Annotated in this window: 18 protein-coding genes; 10 read left to right on the top strand and 8 right to left on the bottom strand. The window is 70.1% G+C overall.

Annotated elements, in window-relative coordinates; all coding sequences use genetic code 11:
* Nucleotides 1–8 precede the first annotated feature (8 nt).
* On the top strand, nt 9–2453 hold the full coding sequence (locus tag KF837_27975; protein ID MBX3231193.1) for a hypothetical protein: 2445 nt from the start codon (nt 9–11) through the stop codon (nt 2451–2453).
* Nucleotides 2454–2472: 19 nt separating this feature from the next.
* Entirely contained in the window at nt 2473–3231 is a 759-nt protein-coding gene (locus tag KF837_27970; protein MBX3231192.1) for a Uma2 family endonuclease, read from the top strand.
* Between the two features lie 174 nt (nt 3232–3405).
* On the opposite strand, the gene KF837_27965 is transcribed toward KF837_27970, so the two are convergent.
* The 5 genes from KF837_27965 to KF837_27945 all read right to left on the bottom strand — a co-directional run bounded on the left by KF837_27965 (nt 3406) and on the right by KF837_27945 (nt 8267).
* The gene (locus KF837_27965; GenBank protein MBX3231191.1) at nt 3406–4191 is read right to left on the bottom strand and encodes a YdcF family protein; all 786 of its coding nucleotides are present in this window, start codon (nt 4189–4191) and stop codon (nt 3406–3408) included.
* A gap of 24 nt (nt 4192–4215) precedes the next feature.
* Nucleotides 4216–6303, bottom strand: coding sequence for a heparinase II/III family protein (locus KF837_27960; protein MBX3231190.1), 2088 nt, complete (start codon nt 6301–6303; stop codon nt 4216–4218).
* A 545-nt stretch (nt 6304–6848) separates the two neighbouring features.
* On the bottom strand, nt 6849–7148 hold the full coding sequence (locus tag KF837_27955; protein ID MBX3231189.1) for an STAS domain-containing protein: 300 nt from the start codon (nt 7146–7148) through the stop codon (nt 6849–6851).
* Entirely contained in the window at nt 7145–7552 is a 408-nt protein-coding gene (locus tag KF837_27950) for an ATP-binding protein (GenBank protein MBX3231188.1), read from the bottom strand. Before KF837_27950 ends, KF837_27955 begins: the two co-directional genes overlap by 4 nt.
* Entirely contained in the window at nt 7542–8267 is a 726-nt protein-coding gene (locus KF837_27945; protein ID MBX3231187.1) for a sugar transferase, read from the bottom strand. The genes KF837_27950 and KF837_27945 overlap by 11 nt, the downstream gene beginning before the upstream one ends.
* A 118-nt stretch (nt 8268–8385) precedes the next feature.
* On the opposite strand from KF837_27945, the gene KF837_27940 reads away from it, so the two are divergent.
* Nucleotides 8386–10209, top strand: a complete 1824-nt coding sequence (locus KF837_27940) for a SpoIIE family protein phosphatase (protein ID MBX3231186.1) — start codon at nt 8386–8388, stop codon at nt 10207–10209.
* Here the strand turns inward: KF837_27940 and KF837_27935 are convergent.
* Entirely contained in the window at nt 10193–10780 is a 588-nt protein-coding gene (locus tag KF837_27935) for a polysaccharide biosynthesis/export family protein (protein MBX3231185.1), read from the bottom strand. The two genes, KF837_27940 and KF837_27935, sit on opposite strands and share 17 nt — an antisense overlap.
* Nucleotides 10781–10815: 35 nt before the next feature.
* Between KF837_27935 and KF837_27930 the strand changes: the two genes are divergently transcribed.
* From KF837_27930 to KF837_27900, 7 genes are all read left to right on the top strand, one after another.
* Nucleotides 10816–12027: a glycosyltransferase gene (locus tag KF837_27930; protein ID MBX3231184.1), complete on the top strand. Its 1212-nt coding sequence runs from the start codon at nt 10816–10818 to the stop codon at nt 12025–12027.
* Nucleotides 12028–12043: 16 nt separating this feature from the next.
* Entirely contained in the window at nt 12044–13405 is a 1362-nt protein-coding gene (locus KF837_27925) for a hypothetical protein (GenBank protein MBX3231183.1), read from the top strand.
* A gap of 132 nt (nt 13406–13537) precedes the next feature.
* Entirely contained in the window at nt 13538–14572 is a 1035-nt protein-coding gene (locus KF837_27920) for a CpsD/CapB family tyrosine-protein kinase (protein ID MBX3231182.1), read from the top strand.
* 160 nt (nt 14573–14732) lie between these two features.
* Nucleotides 14733–16013 (top strand): nucleotide sugar dehydrogenase, encoded by a 1281-nt coding sequence (locus KF837_27915; protein ID MBX3231181.1) that lies wholly within the window; start codon nt 14733–14735, stop codon nt 16011–16013.
* A gap of 3 nt (nt 16014–16016) precedes the next feature.
* The gene (locus tag KF837_27910; GenBank protein MBX3231180.1) at nt 16017–17192 is read left to right on the top strand and encodes an acyl-CoA/acyl-ACP dehydrogenase; all 1176 of its coding nucleotides are present in this window, start codon (nt 16017–16019) and stop codon (nt 17190–17192) included.
* Between the two features lie 8 nt (nt 17193–17200).
* Complete coding sequence (locus KF837_27905; protein MBX3231179.1) at nt 17201–18106, top strand: amino acid--[acyl-carrier-protein] ligase; 906 nt, start codon at nt 17201–17203, stop codon at nt 18104–18106.
* A gap of 8 nt (nt 18107–18114) precedes the next feature.
* Entirely contained in the window at nt 18115–19080 is a 966-nt protein-coding gene (locus KF837_27900; GenBank protein ID MBX3231178.1) for a DUF1839 family protein, read from the top strand.
* Between the two features lie 78 nt (nt 19081–19158).
* On the opposite strand, the gene KF837_27895 is transcribed toward KF837_27900, so the two are convergent.
* Nucleotides 19159–20214, bottom strand: coding sequence for a lipoyl domain-containing protein (locus tag KF837_27895; GenBank protein ID MBX3231177.1), 1056 nt, complete (start codon nt 20212–20214; stop codon nt 19159–19161).
* The gene (locus tag KF837_27890; GenBank protein ID MBX3231176.1) at nt 20211–21518 is read right to left on the bottom strand and encodes a tetratricopeptide repeat protein; all 1308 of its coding nucleotides are present in this window, start codon (nt 21516–21518) and stop codon (nt 20211–20213) included. Before KF837_27890 ends, KF837_27895 begins: the two co-directional genes overlap by 4 nt.
* Between the last annotated feature and the right edge of the window lie 40 nt (nt 21519–21558).

Raw genomic sequence — 21558 nt, 5'->3', positions numbered from 1 at the left:
GTCGATCGATGATGCGTCGCTATGCCGGGCTCCTGGTCTTCGCGTCGGCGGTCCTGCCCGCGTGCCCGTTCCGCTCGCGCGGCGGCGGCGGCGACAACCCGTCGGAGATCTCGCGCCAGCCCGAGGTGCCGGTCGCCAAGCCGCCGCCCGGCGCCGCGACGGGGCATCCTCGCCTCCTCGTGCGCGACGTCGATCTGCCGCGCCTCCGATCGTGGGCGAACAGCGACAACCCGATCTTCGAGAGCGGGCTCAAGGCGCTGGTGGACCAGTGCGTCACGGCGATGGACGACGGCTCCGTCTTCAAGGACGACCCAGGCTCGAACGACGGCTACACCGCGTCGCCGCCGGAGGCGTTCGCGATGCTCTTCGCGTTCTACTCGCTCGTCGGCCCGGAGAAGGAGCGCGCCGCGTTCGCCCAGCGCGCGAAGAAGCTCCTCATGCACGTGATCGACAAGGCGGCGAAGGGCGCGGCGGAGGGGCAGCCGTACCGCGATCCGTGGTTCAGCATCGGCGACCGCTCGCGCTGGTTCGGGCACGCGTTCCCGCTCACGGTCGACTGGATCTACCCGACGCTCTCCGCGGCGGAGAAGAAGACGATCCGGACCGTGTTCCTCCGCTGGGCGAACGAGCTCCAGCACGCGGAGAAGACGACCTACAACCACCCCGAGCCGGTCGGCCTCGTCAACGATCCCAAGCTCCTCTCCGACGTGAAGCGCGTGCGGTGGGCCAGCAACAACTACTTCTGCGCGCACGCGCGCAACCTCGGCTTCATGGCGATGTCCCTCGACGTCGCCGACGATCCCGACGAGAAGCTGCGCTCGTACCTCACGCCCGTCACCGGCGCGTGGCTCTACATGTCCGACGCGCTGATGCGCGGCGAGATGCGGGGCGGAATGGCGGCGGAGGGCTTCGAGTACAGCCCGCTCTCGCTCGGCTACATCGCGCAGCTCCTCCTCGGCCTCTACACCGCCGGCCGGAGCGACGTCGCGACCTTCGGCAAGCAGGTCACGTTCGACAAGAACCCGTTCTGGGACGACGTGCTCGTCGGCTTCGCGCACTCGCTCAGCCCCGTCGCGAAGGTCCCGAAGGACCAGGACGTCGCGTACATGGGCAAGGTCTACGACGTCGCGTGGTACGGCGACGGCGAGAAGTACTGGGGGCCGGACTTCATGGGCGTGTTCGGGCCGATGGGCGTCTACGACCACCTCACCCAGAACGCGAAGCGCCTCTCCGCGATCCGCTGGATCCAGACCCACCACGCCCCCGGCGTCGAGGAGAAGCTCACCGAGCGCGCGGCCGACAACAACGACCTCCTCGCGTCGATCTTCTACTTCATGCTGTTCGATCCGAAGGCGCCGAAGGCCCCGGATCCGCGGCCGAGCTACCCGCTGATCCACTTCGCGGAGGGCATCGGGCGCCACATGCAGCGCACGAGCTGGAACGAGAACGCGACGTGGTTCACGTACAAGAACGGCTGGATCACGGTCGATCACCAGTCGGCCGACGCCGGCATGTTCGAGCTGTGGCGCAAGGGCGAGTGGCTCACGAAGGAGCGCACCGGCTACGGCGACGACATGGCGTGCACCGACTACAAGAACATGTTCACGATCCAGAACGACAAGCCGCGCCACGTCGCGGAGGGCGAGGAGGGCTATCGCCTCGCGGAGTGGAAGCGCGGCTCGCAGTGGACGTACGTGAACAACGGCGACCCGAAGATCCTCGCCGCGCGCGCGGGCCAGGACTTCACCTATTTCCTCGGCGACATGACGCAGCAGTACAACTCGAAGGACGAGAACGCCGAGGACGTCGCCCACGCGAGCCGCTCGCTCGTCTACCTCGTGCCGGATCGCATCGTCACCTACGACCGCGCGGCCTCGAAGAAGGCGCGGCGCGCGAAGCGCCTCTGGGTGCAGCTCCCGAACCGCGGCACCGTGAGCGGCGACCTCATGACGATGCGGACCGACGGCGGCCAGAGCTTCTACGTCCGCACGCTCCTCCCGGCGAAGGCGTCGATCACGGTCGAGGCGGCGGAGAAGCTCGACGACGACAACGGCAAGCAGCCGGCGCTCCTCGATCCGATCAAGTATCGCCTCCGGGTCGAGGACAAGAAGCAGCCGCAGTCGGTCCGCTGGCTCCAGGTGCTCCAGGGCGCCGACGGCAAGCAGAAGCCCGACGACGCGGCGCTCATCGACTCGACCAGCGGCACGAGCTACCAGGGCGCGAGCTTCAACGACACGGTCGTGATGTTCCCGGTCGATCTCGTCGCGTTCAAGTCGACGACGTACGACGCGCCGGCGCGGACGAAGGCGCACCTCGTCACGGGCCTGACGCCGAACGGCGGCTACACCGTGACGCAAAGGAAGAGCGGCGACGTGGTGACGACCACGGTAGCGACCGGCGGCGCGACGAAGGCCGACCGTGGCGGCGTCCTCGTGATCGGCAAGCTCCCATAGCCGGTGCTACGCTCCACGGATGCAGCGCTTCCCGGGCAAGGGAGGGATCCCCGTCGACGAGCGCATCGTCAAGCCCGAGTCGCGCGCCGAGATCGTCGAAGGGAGGCTCGTCTTCGCGCCGCCCTCGGACGAGCCGCACGCGGTCCCGCACGCGGACCTCACCTACCTCCTTCGCGCGCACGTGAAGCCCGGCTACCTCGTCGCGGTGGACATGCTCACGCGCGCCGGCCTGGAGCAGGACTTCGCGCCCGACGCGAGCGTGTACCCCGCCGCGCGCGACGAGGTGACGGGGGGCCGCCAGCTCGAGGAGCTCGCGTTCGAGATCGTGAACGAGCAAGCGCTCGCGACGCAGACGACGAAGGCGCGCGAGCTCGCCGGCCGCGGCGTGCGCCGGATCTTCGTCGTCCAGGTCAAGCGCAGCAAGGCGCTGGAGTGGTCACGCGACACCGACGCGTGGTCGGCGACGCCGCTCGACACGATCGACGACCCTTGCTTCGTGCGCCCGCTCTCGATGAAGGCCGTCATCTCGGCGATCGACGCCGACGAGGCGGTGCTGCGCGCGCTCCGAGCCAAGGGCCACCCCGTCCTCGACGAGGTCCGCGAAGAGGGCCGCGAAGCAGGCCTCGCGCGCGGTCTCCGCATCGCCGTCCGCGACCTCTGCGAGGCCTACGGCATCCCGCTCGATGCCCCCCGCGCTCATCGCATCGACGCCATGAGCGCCGCCGACCTCGAGACCCTCCGCATCACACTAAAACACGCCCGCGCATGGCCGGAGTAACCCACAGAACCGCGCCGCATGCCCGCATGCCCGCAGCGCAGCGCAGAAGCGCGCGGTCACGGGGCCCCAGAAGCGGCCGCGAAAGCGGGCGCGAAGCGCCCCGAGCGCAAAGCGCGAGGGCCGTGTCTGGGGTGGGGGTGTCGGGGGCGAAGCCCCCGACGTTGAGTCAGTACTCTAGACCTTGCCATAACCACGAAGCCGATAAACCAAGCGGCCGAACACTTCGTGGAGCGTGCCCGAGGTGTCGGAGAGGCCGTCGACGCGCGGGATCCAGTCGCGGGCGTCGCGGCCGGAGCGGGCGTGGGCGCGGTAGTCGACCGCGAGCGTGTCGACGGCCATGCCGATCGCGGCGAAGCACTCCGCCGCGCGCGCCATGTGGAAGGCGCTCGTCACCACGAGCACGTCCGCGAAGCCGCGCTCCTTCGCGATCGCCTGCGTGTTCAGCGCGTTCTCGCGCGTGTTGCGCGCCTTGTCCTCGACGATGATGCGCTCCTTCGCGATCCCCCACTCCGCGAGCTGGCGCGCGACGACGGCGGCCTCGCCGTAGGCGGGGAGCTCCGGGTTGGTACCGGCGGAGACGACGACGAACCGCGCCTTGTCCTCGCGCAGCAGGCGATATGTCGTGGTGAGGCGCTCGACGCTGTCGTTGTACGCGGGCACGCCGTTCTCGGCGGTCGACACCTCGTCGACGAGGCCGCCGAGCAGGATGACCGCGTCGTACGTCGCGTAGGCGCGGTAAGTCGAAGGCGCGGAGCGCTCGAGGCGCCACATGATCGCGTTCGGCACCGGCGCCATGCCGGAGACGACGAGCACGAGGAGCCCCGCGACGCCGTACGCGCGGCGGCGGCGGAAGCGCTTCGCGCCGCGCACGGTCCACGGCGTCGCGGCGGCGAGCAACAGCACGCCCCAGGTGTACGGACACAAGAAGACGTCGAGCACCTTCGAGAGCGCGTAGAACACGGACGCACTATACGCGCGGAGACGTCAGCGCCGGCCCTCCTCGAGGACGACGCGATCCGGGAGCGCGCCGTCGAACACGACGCGGCCGCGCACGGTCGCCGTCATCGAGGTGCCCGGCTTCGATCCGTCCTTCGCGAAGCGGAGCGCGACGTCCATGTCCTCTTCGTGTTTGGCGAATTTTTCACGTTTGGCGTGATCATCATATTTGGCGGACTCCACGCGCACGCGCACCGCGAGGGCGGTCGCGTCGTTGCGGAGGATCTCGACGTGGGGGCGCGCGGCCGAGGCGCGATCGGTCAGGAGCAGCGCGTGCGCGAACCAGTCTTCGCTCCGCGCGGCGCCGGGCTGCTCCTCGATGCGCCAGGCGCCCGGCTGCTCGCCGAAGTGGAGCGCGCTCGGGTTGAGCTCGGAGTGGGGGCCTGCCGAGAGCTTCACGCCGTCGACGACGAACTCGTCGCCGGGCCCGCCGACCTTGCGGAGGCGGCGATCGGCGGGCAGGAGCGCGACGCCGAAGAGCCGCCCGTCGCCTTCCTTCACCTCGAACCACGAGCCGTCGGGCGCGATCTCCGGCTCGTCGACGGTGTGGAGGAGCCACGTCTTCGCGTAGTCCGGCCTCGTCGCGACGACGTGGTCGAAGACGAACACGAGGTTGGGGCGGACGAAGAGGAGCTCGCGGACGAAGGAGGAGAGCTTCTTCGCCGCGTAGGCGCGCGTGCCGTCGCCGCGGACGAACACGAGGTCCGGCGTCGCCACGTAGGCGGTGATGTCGCCGCGCTCCCAGCGCCCCGGGTTCGTGGTCCAGTCGTAGCGGCCGGCGCCGTCGTCGGAGGGGTAGACGCCCTGCGCGTAGTCCTCCGGCACGGTGCGGATCGGCCCCGTGTGCAGCATCGAGCGCTGCCCGCCGTCGTTGTAGAGGCCGCGCCCGAAGTCCTCGTCGGGATCGCGGACGAGCATCGTGTTGTGCGCGATCGTCCGCTGGTAGTAGTTGAAGAACTGCGAGCGCGCGACCTTCGCCGGGGAGCGCGACCACTCCCAGTCGTCGTCGTAGCGGCCGGAGTCGATCGCGAGGTTGCCGCCGCTCCAGATCTGGAACGCGTTCACGTCGAGGTGATTGTGATCGCCGAAGTAGTCCCCGTTCGTGAACGCGAGCCACGTGCGGCTGGAGTCGCGTTTGTCCCAGCCGGTGCGCGCGAAGACGATCCCCTTGCCGCGGAAGATGCGCGCGAGCGGCAGCTCTTCGAGCGGGCGCTCCGGGATCGTCGCGTCCGCCCAGAGGAGGTCCATGTAGCGGTCCCTCGCCGCGAGCTCGAACTGCGGGACCGCGTTGTGGCTCAAGAACCACTGCGCGTACGGATCGCGATATTCGTGCGCGCTCATGAGGAGGGCTTGGTGCTCCCACCCGCTGAGGAACGGGTAGTCGTTGTCGTCGCCGGGGAACATGCGGCCGTCCGGCTTGACCGCGTAGAAGATGAACTGCGCGACGTGCTGGAAGTGCGGCGACGTCGCGAGCAGATCGACGCCGGTCGCGCTCTTCAGCGCGAGGAACGTCCGGAACGACTCGTGCGACGCGTGCCGCGCGTAGTCCGCGCCCTCGGCCCACTCGCCGTCGGGGAACAGCTCGTCGAGGGTGAGGAGCATGTCCTCGAGCTCGGGGCGGAGGAAGTCGAACGCGCGCTCGGCGATCGGGTCGTCGCCCCAGAGCGCCAGCATCCCGAGCGTCACCGACAGCGCGTGCGCGTGCCCGTCGTTGTGGAACGACCGCCAGATGCGCCCGTTCCCCATCGCCTCCCGCATGTGCGCCGCGATACGCCCTCGCAGCCGCGCCTTGTCCTCCCGCCCGAGGTGCTCGTGACACCAGTCGTAGACGAGCGCCGGGTGGTAAGCGACCGGCATGCTCACCGCCGCCGCCCGCCGGCACAGCACCGGATCGCCGGTGATGAGCCCGGCGAGCGCGAGCCCCGGCCCGCTCTCCCCCGCCATCGCCGCGATCTCGATCGCGTGCTTGTCCTTCACCTTCTCCCGGAGCCACCCGAGCCGCCCCGGCTCGACCCAAATCCGCGGCCGCTCCTCCCGCACCGCCATCCCATCGAGCCGCGTCGCCCCGCGCGCCATCCCCCTCCGCCCATCCCCCGAGAGCGTCAGACAGATCGCCGCAAAGAAAACCGACCAACGCACAGCAGAGGAAGAGGAAAGCAGCCGCTCATCGTGAGCCCAGAACGAGCCTTCCGCAAAGCAGAAGGAGCAACAACCGCCACCCAGCACGAGCTCGTGACCAGACACCAGCCGTCGCTACCTTCGCGTCGTCGTCGAGCGCGCTCCGCGGCGACTTGCCATCGACCAGCCGCGCGCCCAACCGAACCAGGTCGGCTCGCGGGCGGCCGTGAGGAACGACGCGCTCGCGAGCCGGGCGGCCGTGAGGTTGATCCGCGACGGTGCGGATCGCTTGGTGGGCTCGCGACGGCGGCGCGTAGTGAACGGGCGTCGGCGCGGCGCGGCGCTCAGCTGCGCTGGGGGCTGGGTTGTGGGCTCGGGGATGGGACCGTGGCGGGGATGCAGGCGCGAGGCGTAGCGGAAAGGCTGATCCTCGCGACGCCGCATACCGAAGGCGTTGCAGTGGACTGGCGTGTCGTGCACGCCTAAAAAATGTCTCGGTGAAGTTACAAGCCGAAGACTTTGTCGAGCTTCAGGAGCTTCAGGACGCTCAGCGGCTGGCTGTGCGCGTTGGCGACGGTGACCACGCCGCCCTCCGCCTTGATGCGCTTGAAGAGCGAGACCATCGCGCCGACGCCGGAGCTGTCGATCATCGTGACGTTCTGGAGGTCGAGGACGACGCGGGGGCGCTTCTCCGCCACCAGCTTGTCGAAGATGGGGCGGATCTCCGGCGCCGTGAGAGCGTCGAGGGATCCCTCGAGCTGGATGCGCGATTCGCCTTCTCGATCCGTACGCGTGCAGTTCATCGACCCGTCCGCTTGGTGAGGGAGAGCACGTTGGGTGAGCCAGGACTGTACCTGACTTCGTCCACGAGCCTATGAATCATGAAGACGCCCATTCCCCCCTCGACCATCTCGTCGAGATCCAACGTCGGCACCCGCGTGAGGTCCGCGGAGCGACCGGTATCGAGCAGGCGCAACGTCATGTGCGAAGCGCCGAGGTCGGCTTCCACGTCGAGCATCCCATCCGTTCGGTCCTTGTAGCCGTGAATGACGACGTTGTTAAACGCTTCCCCGAACGCCGTCGTGATCGCATCCCGGAAGTCATCGTCCGCCGTCTTCACATGCTTCACGAGGGCCGCGATCAGGTCAATCGCGAGCAGCCGCTGCTCGAGGCGCGCCTCGACCCGGAAGCGGACGCTAGTGCCCACGCGAGAGCACCATGATGAGCGGCGTCTTCACGAGGATGTGAAGCTCCATCCGCACGTACGACCAGAAGTCCTCGAGCGACGCCGCGTACGCGAGATCGAACATCAGCTTGTTGCGCATGTCGTCCGCGACCGCGCCCTCCGCCTCCTCGATCCCGAACGGGTTCGCGAGCGACGCGAACACCTTGCCCGCCTCGCTGTCCGGGTCCGCGTTGCCGCTGTAGCCGAGCGACACCTGCGCGAGCCCGGTGAGCCCCGGCTTCACGCCGCGCGTGCGCTCCTCGAAATACGGGATCGCCTGCGCGAGCGCCTCGAGGAGCTCGGGGCGCTCGGGGCGCGGGCCGACGAGCGACATGTCCCCCTTCAGCACGTTGAGGAACTGGGGCAGCTCGTCGAGGCGCGTCTTGCGGAGGAAACCGCCGACGCGCGTGACGCGCGGGTCCCCCTTCGTCGCGAGGACGGCGCCGGTCCCCTTCTCCGCGTCGACCCGCATCGTGCGGAACTTGTAGATGTGAAAGCTCGTCCATTTGTGGCCGGCGGGGGTCGGCTCGTCGTCGAGGAGCGGGCCCGAGCGGACCTGCTTGAAGATGATCGGACCCGGGGAATCGAGTCGGATCGCGATCGCGATCGGGATCGCGAGCGGCCAGGTCATGGCGATGCCGGCCGTCGCGCCGGCGACGTCGAGGAGGCGCTTCATGAAGCGAACGCCGGGGGTCATGCCTTCGGAAGACTACGCCAGCGCGGGCGGATGGAGATAGAATCCCGCTCCAAACGTGGACCCGATCAGACCCGACGCTGGCTACTGGCTCGTGGGCATCAACGGGAACACCCGTCGAGTGCGCCTTTCCGCCGATAGCCCGCTCCTCGTCGGTCGCGGAGCGCACAACCACCTCATCCTCAACGACTACCGGATCTCGCGCCAGCACTCGCGCGTGACACGAGAACGTGACGGGTTCGTCGTCTACGACCTGAACAGCTCGAACGGCACCTTCGTGAACGGCGTCGCGGTGCGGCGCCAGGAGATCCACCCGAACGACGAGATCTCGTTCGGTCCGCACGCCTTCCGCGTCGAGTACGTCGGCGACGTCGCCGGTCCTTCGGCCGAGCTGCCCCGCAAGCAAGACTGGCAGATCGCCGAGAGCATGACGAGCTTCTACCAGGTCAACACGCGGCCGCAGCCGAACCCGCAGATGGAGACCATCATGCCGCCGGGCGAGGCCGAGCTCCTCCGCACCGGCGAGGTCGCCTCGCTCCGCGCGCAGCGCCCGCCGTCGTCGTCGAACGCGGTCGAGGCGATCTCGGTCGAGGACGACGGCTCGATGCGCGAGTCGTCCCGCTACCGCGCGGAGGAGGTCAAGGTCGACCTCTTCCAGCTCGAGGACGCGTACAACAAGCTCACCACGCTGTACGGCTTCATGCAGTCGATCAGCCGCACGATCAACCGGAGCGAGCTCGTCGACCTCATCGCGCGCCAGATCCTCGATCTTTATCCCGCGGCGAAGGACGTCGGCCTCTACGTCAAGGACCCCTCCGGCCGCTTCGCGCTGCTCCACTTCGCGAGCGCGACCGGCACGCGCGCCGCCGCCGCCCTCACGAACGACACCACGCGCGCGATCCTCCACGCCGGCCGCGCGCTCTTCGACGCGCACCACCAGGACGGCACCACCGCCGGCTCGACGATGTTCGCGCCGATGTTCGACCGCGACGACGTGTTCGGCATCATCTTCGTCGGCACCGGCGCCGGCTCGCGCGCGCAGTTCACGCTCGGCGATCTCGAGATGCTCGACGGCATCGCGGTCCCGGTCGGCATCACGCTCCAGAACTCGCGCATGCACGAGGAGTCGCTGCAGCGAGAGCGCCTCAACCGCGACCTCGAGCTCGCGGCGCAGATGCAGAAGAGCTTCCTCCCGCGCGAGGTCCCCTCCGTCCAGGGCATCGAGTTCCTCGCGACGTACAAGGCGGCCTACACCGTCGGCGGCGACTTCTACGACGTGTTCTGGGTCGGGCCGCATCACCTCGCCGTGTTCATCGGCGACATCGCGGGCAAGGGCATCGCCGCCGCGCTCCTCATGGCGCGCATCACCGGCGAGCTCCGCGTCGCCGCGCTCGCGCACGTGGAGCCGGTGCCGGTGTTCACGGTCATGAACCGCTCCGTCATCGACCGCGGTCAGCCCGAGGTCTTCTTCACCGCGATCTACTTCACGCTCGACGTGCGCACGGGCGAGGTCCGCCTCGCCGCCGCGGGGCAGCCGCCGCCGTACATCTGTCACGCCGACGGCACGGTGGAGGTCATCACCGACGGCGCGTCGCCCGCGGTCGGCATGCTCGAGGACACGCAGTTCAGCGCGACGCGCTTCTACCTGCGCGAGGGCGACTCGCTCGTGCTCTACACCGACGGCGTCGTCGAGGCGGCCGCGACCGACGGCTCGCTCTACGGCGACGACCGGCTCGCGCAGTGCCTGCGCACGACCGGCTCGATGCCGCAGGACATCTCGGACGGGATCGTGCGCGACGTCGGGCTCTTCACGCGCACCGCGCCCGCGAACGACGACATGACGATCTTCGTGTGCCACCGCACGACCGGGTTCCCGACCGAGCGCTTCCGCCGGATCTCGGATCCGCCGCCGGTCACGCCGCGGATGGTCACTGCACGACGATGATGTCGCCCTTGATGACGACGACGTTCTCCTCCGGGATCTCGCCCGCCGCCGCGCGCTTCAGGTCGATCGGGACCTTCCGCGACGGGTGGCTCCGCACGATGAACGCCGTGTTGCCGGCGTACTTGTTCGCCCCGCCCGCGAGCGCGATCGCCTCGAGCACGGTGACGTAGTTGCGCTCCTTGTAGACGCCGGCCTTCTCGACGTTGCCGCTCACGGTGAAGGAGTAGCTGTTGACCTGCGCGACGCCGACGTTGACGGTCGTGCCCTCGAGGCGGACGAACTCGCCGTAGCGCTTCGTGATCTCCTTCTGGAGCGCGGTCGGCGTGCGACCGGCGGCCTTCACGTCGCCGATGAGCGGGAGGGTGATGATGCCGTCGGGGCGCACCGTCGTCTCGGCGGAGAGATCGGGGTTCTTCCAGACCGTCACGCGGATCTGATCGAGCGCGCCGATCTCGTACTCGGACTTCCTCGGGTCCGGCTCCTTCGCGTAGTCGTACGGCGGAACGGTGGCGCCGCACGCGACCGACGAGAAGACGGCGAGGGCGAGGAGCAACGAACGAAGGCGACCCATGGCGCCGTGAACATACCATCAAGTAACCTCGGCGCGTGGGCTCACCACTTCGCGTCCTCGCGATCACCCGGATCTTCCCGAACGCGGTCGAGCCGCTCGCGGCGGCGTTCAACCGGCAGCAGTTCGCCGCGCTCGGACAGCTCTGCGATCTCCGCGTGATGGCCACGATCCCGTGGTTCCCCGCCTCCGGCCTCGTGAAGAGCTCGAAGACCTCGAGCCTGCGCGAGGTCCCGGCGCGGGACGTCATCGCCGGGCTCGACGTCCGCCATCCCCGCGTCGTCTACGTGCCCGGGCTCGCCGGCCTGTCGGGCGCGCTCGAGGTCGCCTCGCTCCTGCCTTCGTTCATGGCGGAGGTGAAGCGCGGGGTCGACGTCGTGCTCGGATCGTGGGCGTACCCGGAGGGCGCGGCGTCGATCGCGCTCGCGCGTCTCGCGCGCGTCCCCGCGGTCGTGAAGGCCCACGGCTCCGACCTCAACGTGCAAGGCGACATGCTCGGCCCGCGCACGAACCTCGCGTTCGCCCTCCCGCGCGCGCACCGCGTCGTGCCGGTGAGCAAGGCGCTCGGCGAGCAGGCGGTGCGCCTCGGCGCGCGCCCCGAGAGCGTCGAGGTCGTCGCGAACGGGACCGACGCGAAGCTCTTCCTCCTGCGCGATCGCGACGAGGTCCGCCGCGCGCTCACGTGGCCGGGCGGCTGGCCGGAGCGGCTCGTCTTGTACGTCGGGCGCATCGAGCGCGCGAAGGGCGTGCTCGATCTCCTCGCCGCGTTCGCGACGATCGCCGATCGCGATCGCGGCCTCTCGCTCGCGCTCCTCGGCGACGGCGGCGCGATGGCGGAGGCGCGCGCGGCGGCGGCGCCGCTCGGCGATCGCGTCCGGTTCCTCGGCGCGCGCCCGCTCGCGGAGGTCACGCAGTGGATGTCGGCGAGCACGCTCGTGACGCTCCCCTCCCACGCGGAGGGATCGCCCAACGTCGTCCGCGAGGCGCTCGCGTGCGGGCGGCCGGTGGTGGGCACGAACGTCGGCGGGATCCCCGAGCTCGTCACGCCCGCCAACGGCGCGCTCGTGCCGGCGAAGGACCCGCGCGCGCTCGGAGAGGCGCTCCTCGCCGTCGCCAGCCGCACCTTCGATCCCGCGGAAATCCGCGCATCTAGCGGCGGTTCCTGGGAGGAAAGCGCGGCGGCGCTCCTGCGAGTGCTAACATCTGCGGTCGATGAGCACCGAAGAGCCGCCGCCGCAAACAGCCGCTGAAGCCGTCGAAAATGCGATGGTCTTCGCGAAACGCGGCCTGCTGTACTGGAAGCGCGCGTTCCTCGTCTTCATGATCGCCTCGCTCGCGTCGATCCCCGGCGTGTTCATGAAGGCGCGCATCTACAAGTCCGAGACCGTCATCCTCTATCAGGAGAACATCCGCGCGGACGCGATCGGCGCGGGCGAAGGCAGCGGCTCGGACTCGCGTCGCGTCGGCGCGCGCCTGAAGGAGATGCTGTACTCGCGCGCGAGCCTCGAGCCGATCGTCAACGACACCCCGCGCTACGCGGTGATCGCCGACAAGCGCGGCCTGCCCGACGCGGTCGAGGAGCTGCGCAAGACGATCAGCTTCAAGGCGAAGGAGGGCGACACCTTCGAGATCGGCTACGAAGCGCCGGTCCCGGAGGAGGCGCAGGAGGTCACGCGCCGCCTCGGCGAGCACATCGTCAAGGAGGCGCAGGTCGCGCGCAACGAGCAGAGCAAGGCGACGAAGGAGTACCTCGACGCGCAGAGCAAGGCGAACAAGGTCAAGCTCGACGAGGCCAACGCCGCGCTGGCGAGCTTCCTCACGCTCCACCCCGAGTACGTGAAGTTCACGCTCCCCGGCGCCCCCGGCGTCGGCGGCCCCAGCGCCGTCGTCGCCCCGATCCCGACCGCGCCTCCCGGCACGAAAGATCCGGTGCTCTACCAGATGGAGGCGGAGGCCCGTCAGATCCAGGCTCAGCTCAACGCCGGCGCGCCGAGAGCGCACGCCGAGGAGAGCGAGGAGACGAAGGCCGCGCGCAAGGACTACCAGGAGAAGAAGGGCCAGCTCACCGAGCAGCACCCCGACCTCATCGCGGCGAAGCGCCGGCTCCAGGCGGCGCAGGAAGCGGACGCGAAGCGCTCGTCGACGGGCGCGGGCGGCCTCTCCGCCGGCGAGCGCGAGGCGCTCCAGAGCCGCCTCAGCCAGCTCCGGCGCAGCATCGCGGCGCGCAAGGCGGGCGACAAATCGGCGCCGACGCCGATCTCGTCGGCGGGGACGACCTCGGTCGCGCTCGACGTCGAGTTCCGCCGCCTCCAGCGCGAGAGCGAGTACCTGAAGGACGCGCAGAAGCAGCTCGACGACAAGCTCTTCAAGGCCGGCCTGACCGAGGGCGCGAGCACCTCGAACCGCAACATCCAGGTCAAGATCCTCGACCCGGCGTACCTCCCGGTGCACCCGAGCTCGAAGCCGCGCTCGACGATGCTCGCGATGTACCTCGCGGGCGCGCTCATGGCCGCGCTCTTCGTCGCGATGGTGTCGGCACGGCTCGACGATCGCATCTACGCGCGGAACGACCTCGACGCGTTGAGGATCTGCGCCGTCGTCGGGGTCATCCCGAAGCCCCGCGCGTAGCTAGCCGCGGGGGGCTCGCCGTGCCTATGATAGGCCGTCCGAGCCGAGTCGATGTCGAACCGTCACCCCAAGCCCCCCCCGAACCATCGCGGGCACCCGGGCGAGCACCCTCAGCAGGCTCGGGGTGCGTCCATGGCGGGGCAGCCGCAGCGGCGGGGCGGGCACACGAGCACCGGCCTCTCCATCCAGTACCAGGACGTCGATCAGCAGCCGTACCTCCAGGGGCACCTCGTCCCGCGCACGTCTTCGCTGACGGGCCCGCCCCCGCCGATGCCCTCGACCGCGCCGCGCGCGCACCACATGACGGGGCCGCCCCCGCCGATGTCGTACTCGGGGGCCTACACGGGGCACAACCATCGCGTCCCGCGCGAGGCGCAGATGACGGGGCCGCCCCCGCCGATGTCGTACGGGACGCAGTCGTACGGGACGCCGTCGTTCGGCGGGACGCAGTCGCTCCCGCCGATGAGCGCGCCGCCGATGCCGCGCCACGGCTCGGACCCGAGCTTCCGCGCGGCGCCGCCTCCGCCGGGACCGCCGGGCATCGTCCTCCGCGGCAGCGTCGACCCGCGCCTCACGCTCCTCATCGAGCCGAACTCCTCGCGCTCGACCGCGTTCCGCACGCTGCGCGACAACCTGATCGCGAAGAACCTGCCCCGCATCATCGCGGTGTCGAGCCCGCTCAAGGGAGACGGCAAGACGACGTGCGCGCTGAACCTCGCGCTCGCGCTGTCGGAGGAGGCGCGCGTCCTCCTCCTCGACGGCAACCTCATCGAGCCGCACCTCCACACCGTGTTCGGCATCAACGAGAACACCCGGCCCTCCACCGCGCACGGCCCCTGGGCGGCGCCGTACACCGTCGCGGACTACTCGAACACGTTCGCGATCGCGGCGCTCGTCCTCGCGCCGGGCACGCGCCCGCTCTTCGATCGCCGCTGGTTCGAGCAGCTCCTCGGCTCGCTCCGCCGCTCGCACTGGGACTACATCGTGATCGACTCCGCGGCCGTCACCGCCGACCCGACCGTGATGCAGCTCGTCTCCACCGCCGACGGCACGCTCCTCTGCGTACGCGCCGGCGTCACGACCGGCCGCGCCCTCCGCCGCGCCCACGATCAGCTCCCGCACGGCAAAGCCCTCGGCGTCGCCCTCATCGACACCAAACCCACCTGAGCACTACCCAACGGCGCCCCCTCGGCCCCCTCTCGGGGGGCCCGGGGGCGCGGAGCGCGTCCCCGCGCGACGGCCCCCGGCGGGAGAGCTCGAGAGGGCAGAGCCCTCTCGAACAAGCAAGAGAGCCCTCTCGAACAAGAGAGCCCCTTCTGATATTCCGATGGGCATGAGCGAAACCATCGCCGTCATCGGCCTCGGGTATGTCGGCCTTCCGGTCGCGCTCGCCTTCGCGAAGAAATTCGACACGGTCGGCTTCGACGTCGACGCGCCCAAGGTGAAGGAGCTCGTGAGCGGCTACGACCGCAACCACGAGGTGCCAGAGGCCGTCCTCAAGGGTACCAAGCTCAAGATGACGGCCGACCCCGCCGACCTGAAGAGCGTCACGTTCTGGGTCGTCGCGGTGCCGACCCCCGTCGACGTGAACAACGTGCCCGACCTCACGCCGGTGGTGAAGGCCTCCGAGACGGTCGGCAAGCACCTGAAGAAGGGCGACGTCGTCGTCTACGAGTCCACCGTCTACCCCGGCGTCACGGAGGACGTGTGCGGGCCGGTGCTCTGCAAGGTGTCGGGGCTCGCGCGCTCCGACTTCAAGCTCGGTTACTCGCCGGAGCGCATCAACCCCGGCGACAAGGAGCACACCCTCGAGCGCATCACGAAGGTCGTGTCGGGCGAAGACGCGGCGACGCTCGAGCGCGTCGCCTCCACCTACGGCGCGATCATCGACGCGGGCGTGCACCGCGCGCCGACGATCAAGGTCGCGGAGGCGGCGAAGGTGATCGAGAACACGCAGCGCGACATCAACATCGCGCTGATGAACGAGCTCGCGCTCATCTTCGATCGGATCGGCATCCGCACCGCCGACGTCCTCGCCGCGGCGGGCACGAAGTGGAACTTCCTCAAGTTCAAGCCGGGCCTCGTCGGCGGCCACTGCATCGGCGTCGACCCCTACTACCTGACGACGATGGCGCAGCGCGCCGGCTACCACTCCGAGGTCATCCTCGCGGGCCGGCGCATCAACGACAACATGGGCCGCTACGTCGCGCAGCGCACCGTGAAGATGCTCGTCAACGCGAACATCCCGGTGAAGGGCGCGCGCGTCGGCGTGCTCGGCCTCACGTTCAAGGAGGACGTGAACGACATCCGCAACAGCAAGGTCCCCACGATCGTGGAGGAGCTGCGCGAGTTCGGGGTCCAGGTCCTCCTCCACGACCCGTACGCGAACGCGGCGGAGACGAAGCACGAGTACGGCCTCGATCTGAACCAGCTCGAGGAGTTCCGCGCGCTCGACGGGATCGTGTTCGCGGTGAGCCACAAGGCGTACCTCGAGATGGGCGCGGACAAGCTCCGCGCCTGCTTGCGCGAGGGTGGGATCTTCATGGACGTGAAGAGCGCGTTCGAGCCTGCGAAGCTCGGCGATAGCGTTCGCTACTGGAGCCTGTAGAGCATGTACACGCCGACAACCAAGACCAGCGAGCTCGTCGCGAAGGCCCACAACGTCGCGGTGGAGGTGGCGGCGAAACACGCCGCCGACGTCGACCAGAAGGCGCGCTTCCCAGAGGAGGCCGTCAACGCGATGAAGCAGGCGAAGCTCCTCTCCGCCGCGGTGCCGAAGGACCTCGGCGGCGCCGGCTCCAACATGGAGGAGCTCGCCGCGATGTGCTTCCACCTCTCGCAGGGCTGCGCCTCGAGCGGGATGGTCTTCGCGATGCACATCATCCAGGTCGCGTGCGTCGCGCGCCACGGCCACGAGTCCGAGTACTTCAAGGGCTACATGAAGGAGCTCGTCGAGAAGCAGCTCCTCATGGGCTCGGTCACCTCCGAGGTCGGCGTCTGGGGCGACACGCGCTCCTCGATCTGCGCCGTCGCGCGCAAGGACGGCAAGTTCAAGCTCGACAAGGACGCGTCGACGGCGTCGTACGCGGCGCAGGCCGACGACCTGCTCGTCACCGCGCGCCGCGATCCCGACGCGCCGCCGAGCGATCAGGTGCTCGTCCTCGTCCGCAAGAAGGACCGGAACCTCACCCAGACGACGACCTGGGACACGATGGGCATGCGCGGCACGTGCAGCCCGGGCTTCAAGCTCGAGTCGTCGGGACCGGAGGAGCAGGTGCTCCCCGGCTCCTTCGCCGACGCGTCGGCGCAGACGATGGTCTCGTACTCGCACATCCTCTGGGCGGCGCTCTGGCTCGGCATCGCGTTCGACGCGGTGGCGCGCGCCTCGGCGCACGTGCGGGCGGAGGCGCGCAAGACGCCGGGGCAGGTCCCGATGAAGGCGAACCACCTCGCGCGCCTCTCGGTGAAGCTGCAGACGATGCGCAACGACGTGCAGGCGCTCGCGACGGAGTTCGACCGCATCACGGCGATGCCGAACGGCATGGAGGAGCTCCTGACGGTGGGGTGGGCGCTCAAGATGAACAACCTGAAGGTCGGGGCCTCCGAGGCGGTGCAGGACATCGTGCACGAGGCGCTCCAGATCATCGGCATCAACGCCTACAAGAACGACTCGAAGGTCTCGGTCGCGCGCCACTACCGCGACGCGCTCTCGGCCGCGCTGATGATCTCGAACGACCGCATCTTCCAGAAGACCGCGTCGATGCTGCTCGTTTACAAGGACGAGTAGGGACTCCCGTGGAATACAGCGCCGAGTCTTTCTACAAGGGTCTGGTCGAGCACGGGCTCATCGTGCCGACGCGCGTGCCCGGCACGTTCGGGCGCAACGCGGTCTTCGAGGACGTCCTCGCGCGCTTCGACGGCCTCATCGGCGCGCTCGCCAAGGACGACGGAGCGGAGCTGTTCGTCTTCCCGCCGACGATCGATCGCACGATCATCGAGAAGACCTCCTACCTCGACTCGTTCCCCAACCTCGCCGGCACGGTCTTCAGCTTCTTCGGCAACGAGCGCGAGGCGAAGGCGCTCTCGGCGAAGGTGACGGAGGGCCAGCCCTGGGCGGACACGCAAGGGATGACCGAGGTCTGCTTGAACCCCGCCGCGTGCTACCCGATCTACCCGACGATGACCGGCGCGCTCCCGGACAAGGGCCGCCTCATCACGATGTTCCAGTGGGTGTACCGCCACGAGCCCTCGCTCGAGCCGACGCGCATGCAGTCGTTCCGCGTGCGCGAGTTCGTGAAGGCGGGCGATCCCGACGCGGTGGTGGAGTGGCGCGACATGTGGCTGAAGCGCGGGACCGCGCTCCTCGAGTCGCTCGAGCTCCCCGCGAAGCCGGACGTCGCGGCGGACCCCTTCTTCGGGCGCACCGGCAAGATGCTGGCGCACGCGCAGATCGATCAGAAGCTCAAGTTCGAGGTCCTGATCCCGGTCGTCTCGCAGGAGAAGCCGACCGCGTGCTGCTCCTTCAACTACCACCAGGACAAGTTCGGCAGCGTGTTCGGGATCACGAACCCGGACGGCTCCGTCGCGCACACGGCCTGCCTCGGCTTCGGCCTCGAGCGCTGCGTGATGGCGCTCTTCCGCACGCACGGCTTCGAGCCCTCGAAGTGGCCCGCCGCCGTTCGCAAGCGACTCTGGCCCTAGGACCCGAGATGCCGCGCGTCCGCTCGCTCCCGATCGACGCGAAGACGTACCAGCGCCATGCGCTGCACGCCGACGACGTCGTGTGGGTCGAGAAGAACTGTTACATCGACGTCTGGATCGAGCTCGTGCACGCGGCCGGCTGCGACCCGTACGCGATGCTCCCCTTCTGCGCGGCGATCGACTTCGAGGTCGATCAGTGGACGTTCTTCAAGCCGAAGCACGAGGAGCTGTTCGAGCTGTACGGCATCGACGTGCAGGAGCTGAACCTGTGGCGGCCGCTCGCCGATCACGTCGCGGTCCACGTCGGCGCGGGGAAGCTGGTCGCGGTCGAGGCGGACGCGTGGTGGCTGCCCGACACCGCGGGCACGGACTACCGCGCGCAGCACACGAAGACGACGATCATCATCAACGACTTCGATCTCGAGGACAAACGGCTCGGCTACTTCCACAACGCGAGCTACCACGCGCTCGAGGGCGAGGACTTCGACAAGACGTTCCGCGTCGGCGTGCCGACGGATCCGGCCTTCATGCCGTTCTACGCCGAGGTCGCGCGCATGGACCGCCTGGTGAAGCGGCCGAAGGAGGAGCTCGTCGCGCTCGCGAAGGTGCACCTCGCGAAGCACCTCGCGCGCCGCCCCGCGACGAACCCGGTCACGCGCTTCGGCGAGGCGCTCGCGGGCGATCTCGCGCGCCTCCAGGCGGAGGGCCTACCCGTGTATCATGCATGGGCCTTCGCGACGCTCCGCCAGCTCGGCGCGGCGACGGAGCTCCTCGCCCAGCACCTCCGCTGGCGCGGCGACGACGTCGCGGTCGCGGCGGCGGAGGACCTCCACGCCGTGAGCGCGGGCGCGAAGACCCTCATCCTCAAGGGCGCCCGCGCGGTAAACTCGAAGAAGCCCCTCGACGCCACCGCGCTCTTCACCGACATGAGCGCCGCCTACGACCGCGCGATGCAACGCCTCGCGGCGGGCTGACCTCCGCCTGCTACGTCGCGGTCGTCTCACTGACGAGTCGCGCGAACCGTAGCGCTGACCGACGCGATGCGATGCGCCTCAGAAGAGCACCTTCGCGCGCGTCGCGGCGCGTAGCTCGTCGGCGACGGTCTTCGCGTCCGCGGCGCCGGCGCGCACGCCGCGCAAGACGAGGGTCTCGAGCGACGGCGGCAGCGCCGCGACCGCCGCGATCAGCTCCGGCGCTCCAGGGACCGCGCAGCGCGTGAGCTCGAGATGAACGAGCCGCGCGCGCGCGAGCGCGTCGCCCACGCCCGCATCGAGCGTGAGCCCGCGCAGCGTCATGCGCCGAACGTTCGCGAGCCGCGGCGAGGTCACGATACGCGCGAGGTCATCGACGACGCCGCCGGGCGCTCCGGCGAGCGTGAGCGCGCGGAGCTGCTCGAGCCGTGGCAGACCGAGGAGCGCCGCCGCCGCTCCGCTGCGATCGATCCCGCGCACGCCGAGCGCGCGGATCGGCGCGCTCGCGAACAGGCGCTCGCCCGCCTCGACGAGCGTCTCCAGCTCCGCCTCGAACCCGACGACGAAGCCGTCCTCGACGGTCGGGGTCCCGCGGACCGGCACGAGCGAGCTCGCCGTCGCGCGCGCGAGCGGCTCGAGCGCGTCCCGCCGCGCGATCAGGGCGGCGTCGCCGGGACCGGCCTTCAACCGCGCCACGAGGCGGAGGTACTCGCCGCGCGACGCGGTGGTCTCGGCGCCCCAGGCGCGAAGCGGCGCCGCCGTCTCGAGGAGGAAGTCGGCGTAGACCTGGCGCGGCCCGTCGTCGTCGGGCGCCGCCGCGATCGCGGCGAGCAGCGCGTCGTGCCGGCGCTCCCGCGCATCATCGCGCGGCGCCGGTGGCACGATGCGCGCGATGACGTCGCCCGGCTTGACGACCTCCCGCTCGAGCGCGCGAACGACGAGCACGCCGTCGGCGGGGGCTTCGAGCTCGACGTCGACCTTGTCGAGCGACAGGCTGACGACCGGCTGATCGCGCGCGACCCGATCGCCGCTGCGCGCGATCCAGCGCTCCAGCGTGCCCTCGGCGACCGACTCTCCGAGCTCGGGGATGACGATCGCGACGCCGTCGTCGTCGCTGCCGTCGTCGCCGCCGCTCATCGCATGGCCTCGACCAGCGCCGGCAAGACGTCCTCGGCCCGTCCGGGGAGGTGCTTCGCGCCGATCGTGCGCTGCAGCCGCGAGGGGTTGCGCTTGATCTCGACGACGGTCGTCCCGCGCGCCGCCGCCAAGAGCGGGAGGTCCGCCGCCGGCGCGACGTCGGCCGCGGTCCCGACTACGAGCAGCAGATCGCACGCGGCGCACAGCTCCGCCGCGCGCGCGAGCAGCTCGCGATCGACCCACTCGCCGAACAGGACGACGTCGGGACGCAACACGCCACCGCACGCGCACGCGGGCGGCAGCGGCCCGCCGAGGAGCTCGGCGCACGTGCGCCCCGGCCGCGCGCCACACGAGTCGCATCGCGTCGCGAGCAACGTGCCGTGCAGCTCGAGGACGGGGCACGGCGTCCCGGCGGCCTGATGCAACCCCTCGACGTTCTGCGTGACGACCGCGCCGAGCCGCGGCATCGCCGCGAGCGCGCGATGCGCGGCGTTCGGCGCGGGATCGACGCCATCGAGGAGCTCGCGAACGACGGTCCACAACGGCGACGGGTCGCGACGAAAGCGCCAGATCGAGACGGCGTCGTCGCGATCGTGACGCTGCCACAGCTCCTTGCGCGTCGCGAGACCGCTCGCCGACGAGACGCCGGCGCCGGTGAGCGCGACGATGCGGCGCGCTCCATCGACGAGCGACGCCGCCTCGGCGACGTCGATCGTGGCGCCGCCGGCGGTTGGACGCGACGCCGGAGGTGGCGCGATCGCGCGGCGCCGTGCGTCCACGATCTCGGTGACGAGCGGCGTCGAGCACAGATCGCGCGCGATCGGACCGCTGCCGTCGGCGAGCTCGACGAGCTGGGCGCGAATGCGCTCGCGCACGAGGACGGGCAGCTGCGAGCCCTCGAGCAACGAGGAGAGCTCCTCGATCGCGCCGTCCCGATCGCCCGACGCGGCCAGCGCGATGCCGAGGTAGTAGCGCGACACCTGATGCGCGGGCGCGACCGCGACCGCACGACGAAACGTCTCGAGCGCCGCGTCATGATCGCCCGCGAGGCTGTGCAACGATCCGACGAGCGCGAGGCTCGGTGCGCTCCCGCCGAGCCGAGCAGCGGCGGTCGCGTGCTGCCGCGCGCGATCGAGATCCCCGTGCGCGCGCAACGCGACGGCGAGGTTGTGATGCGCGCCGGGCGACGGCGCTTCGTCCACCGCGCGTTCGAGGCAGCGGATCGCCTCGCGAAGGCGGCCCGCGACGAGGTGCTCGGTCCCGGTCGAGAACCAATCGACGGCCGAACGAGCAGGCAGCGCCACAGCGCGATGGTACGTCGACGCGGACGCGCGTGGGTGGATC

Source organism: Labilithrix sp., assembly GCA_019637155.1.
Lineage (GTDB): Bacteria > Myxococcota_A > Polyangia > Polyangiales > Polyangiaceae > Labilithrix.
This window is presented reverse-complemented; position numbering and strand designations above follow the sequence as displayed.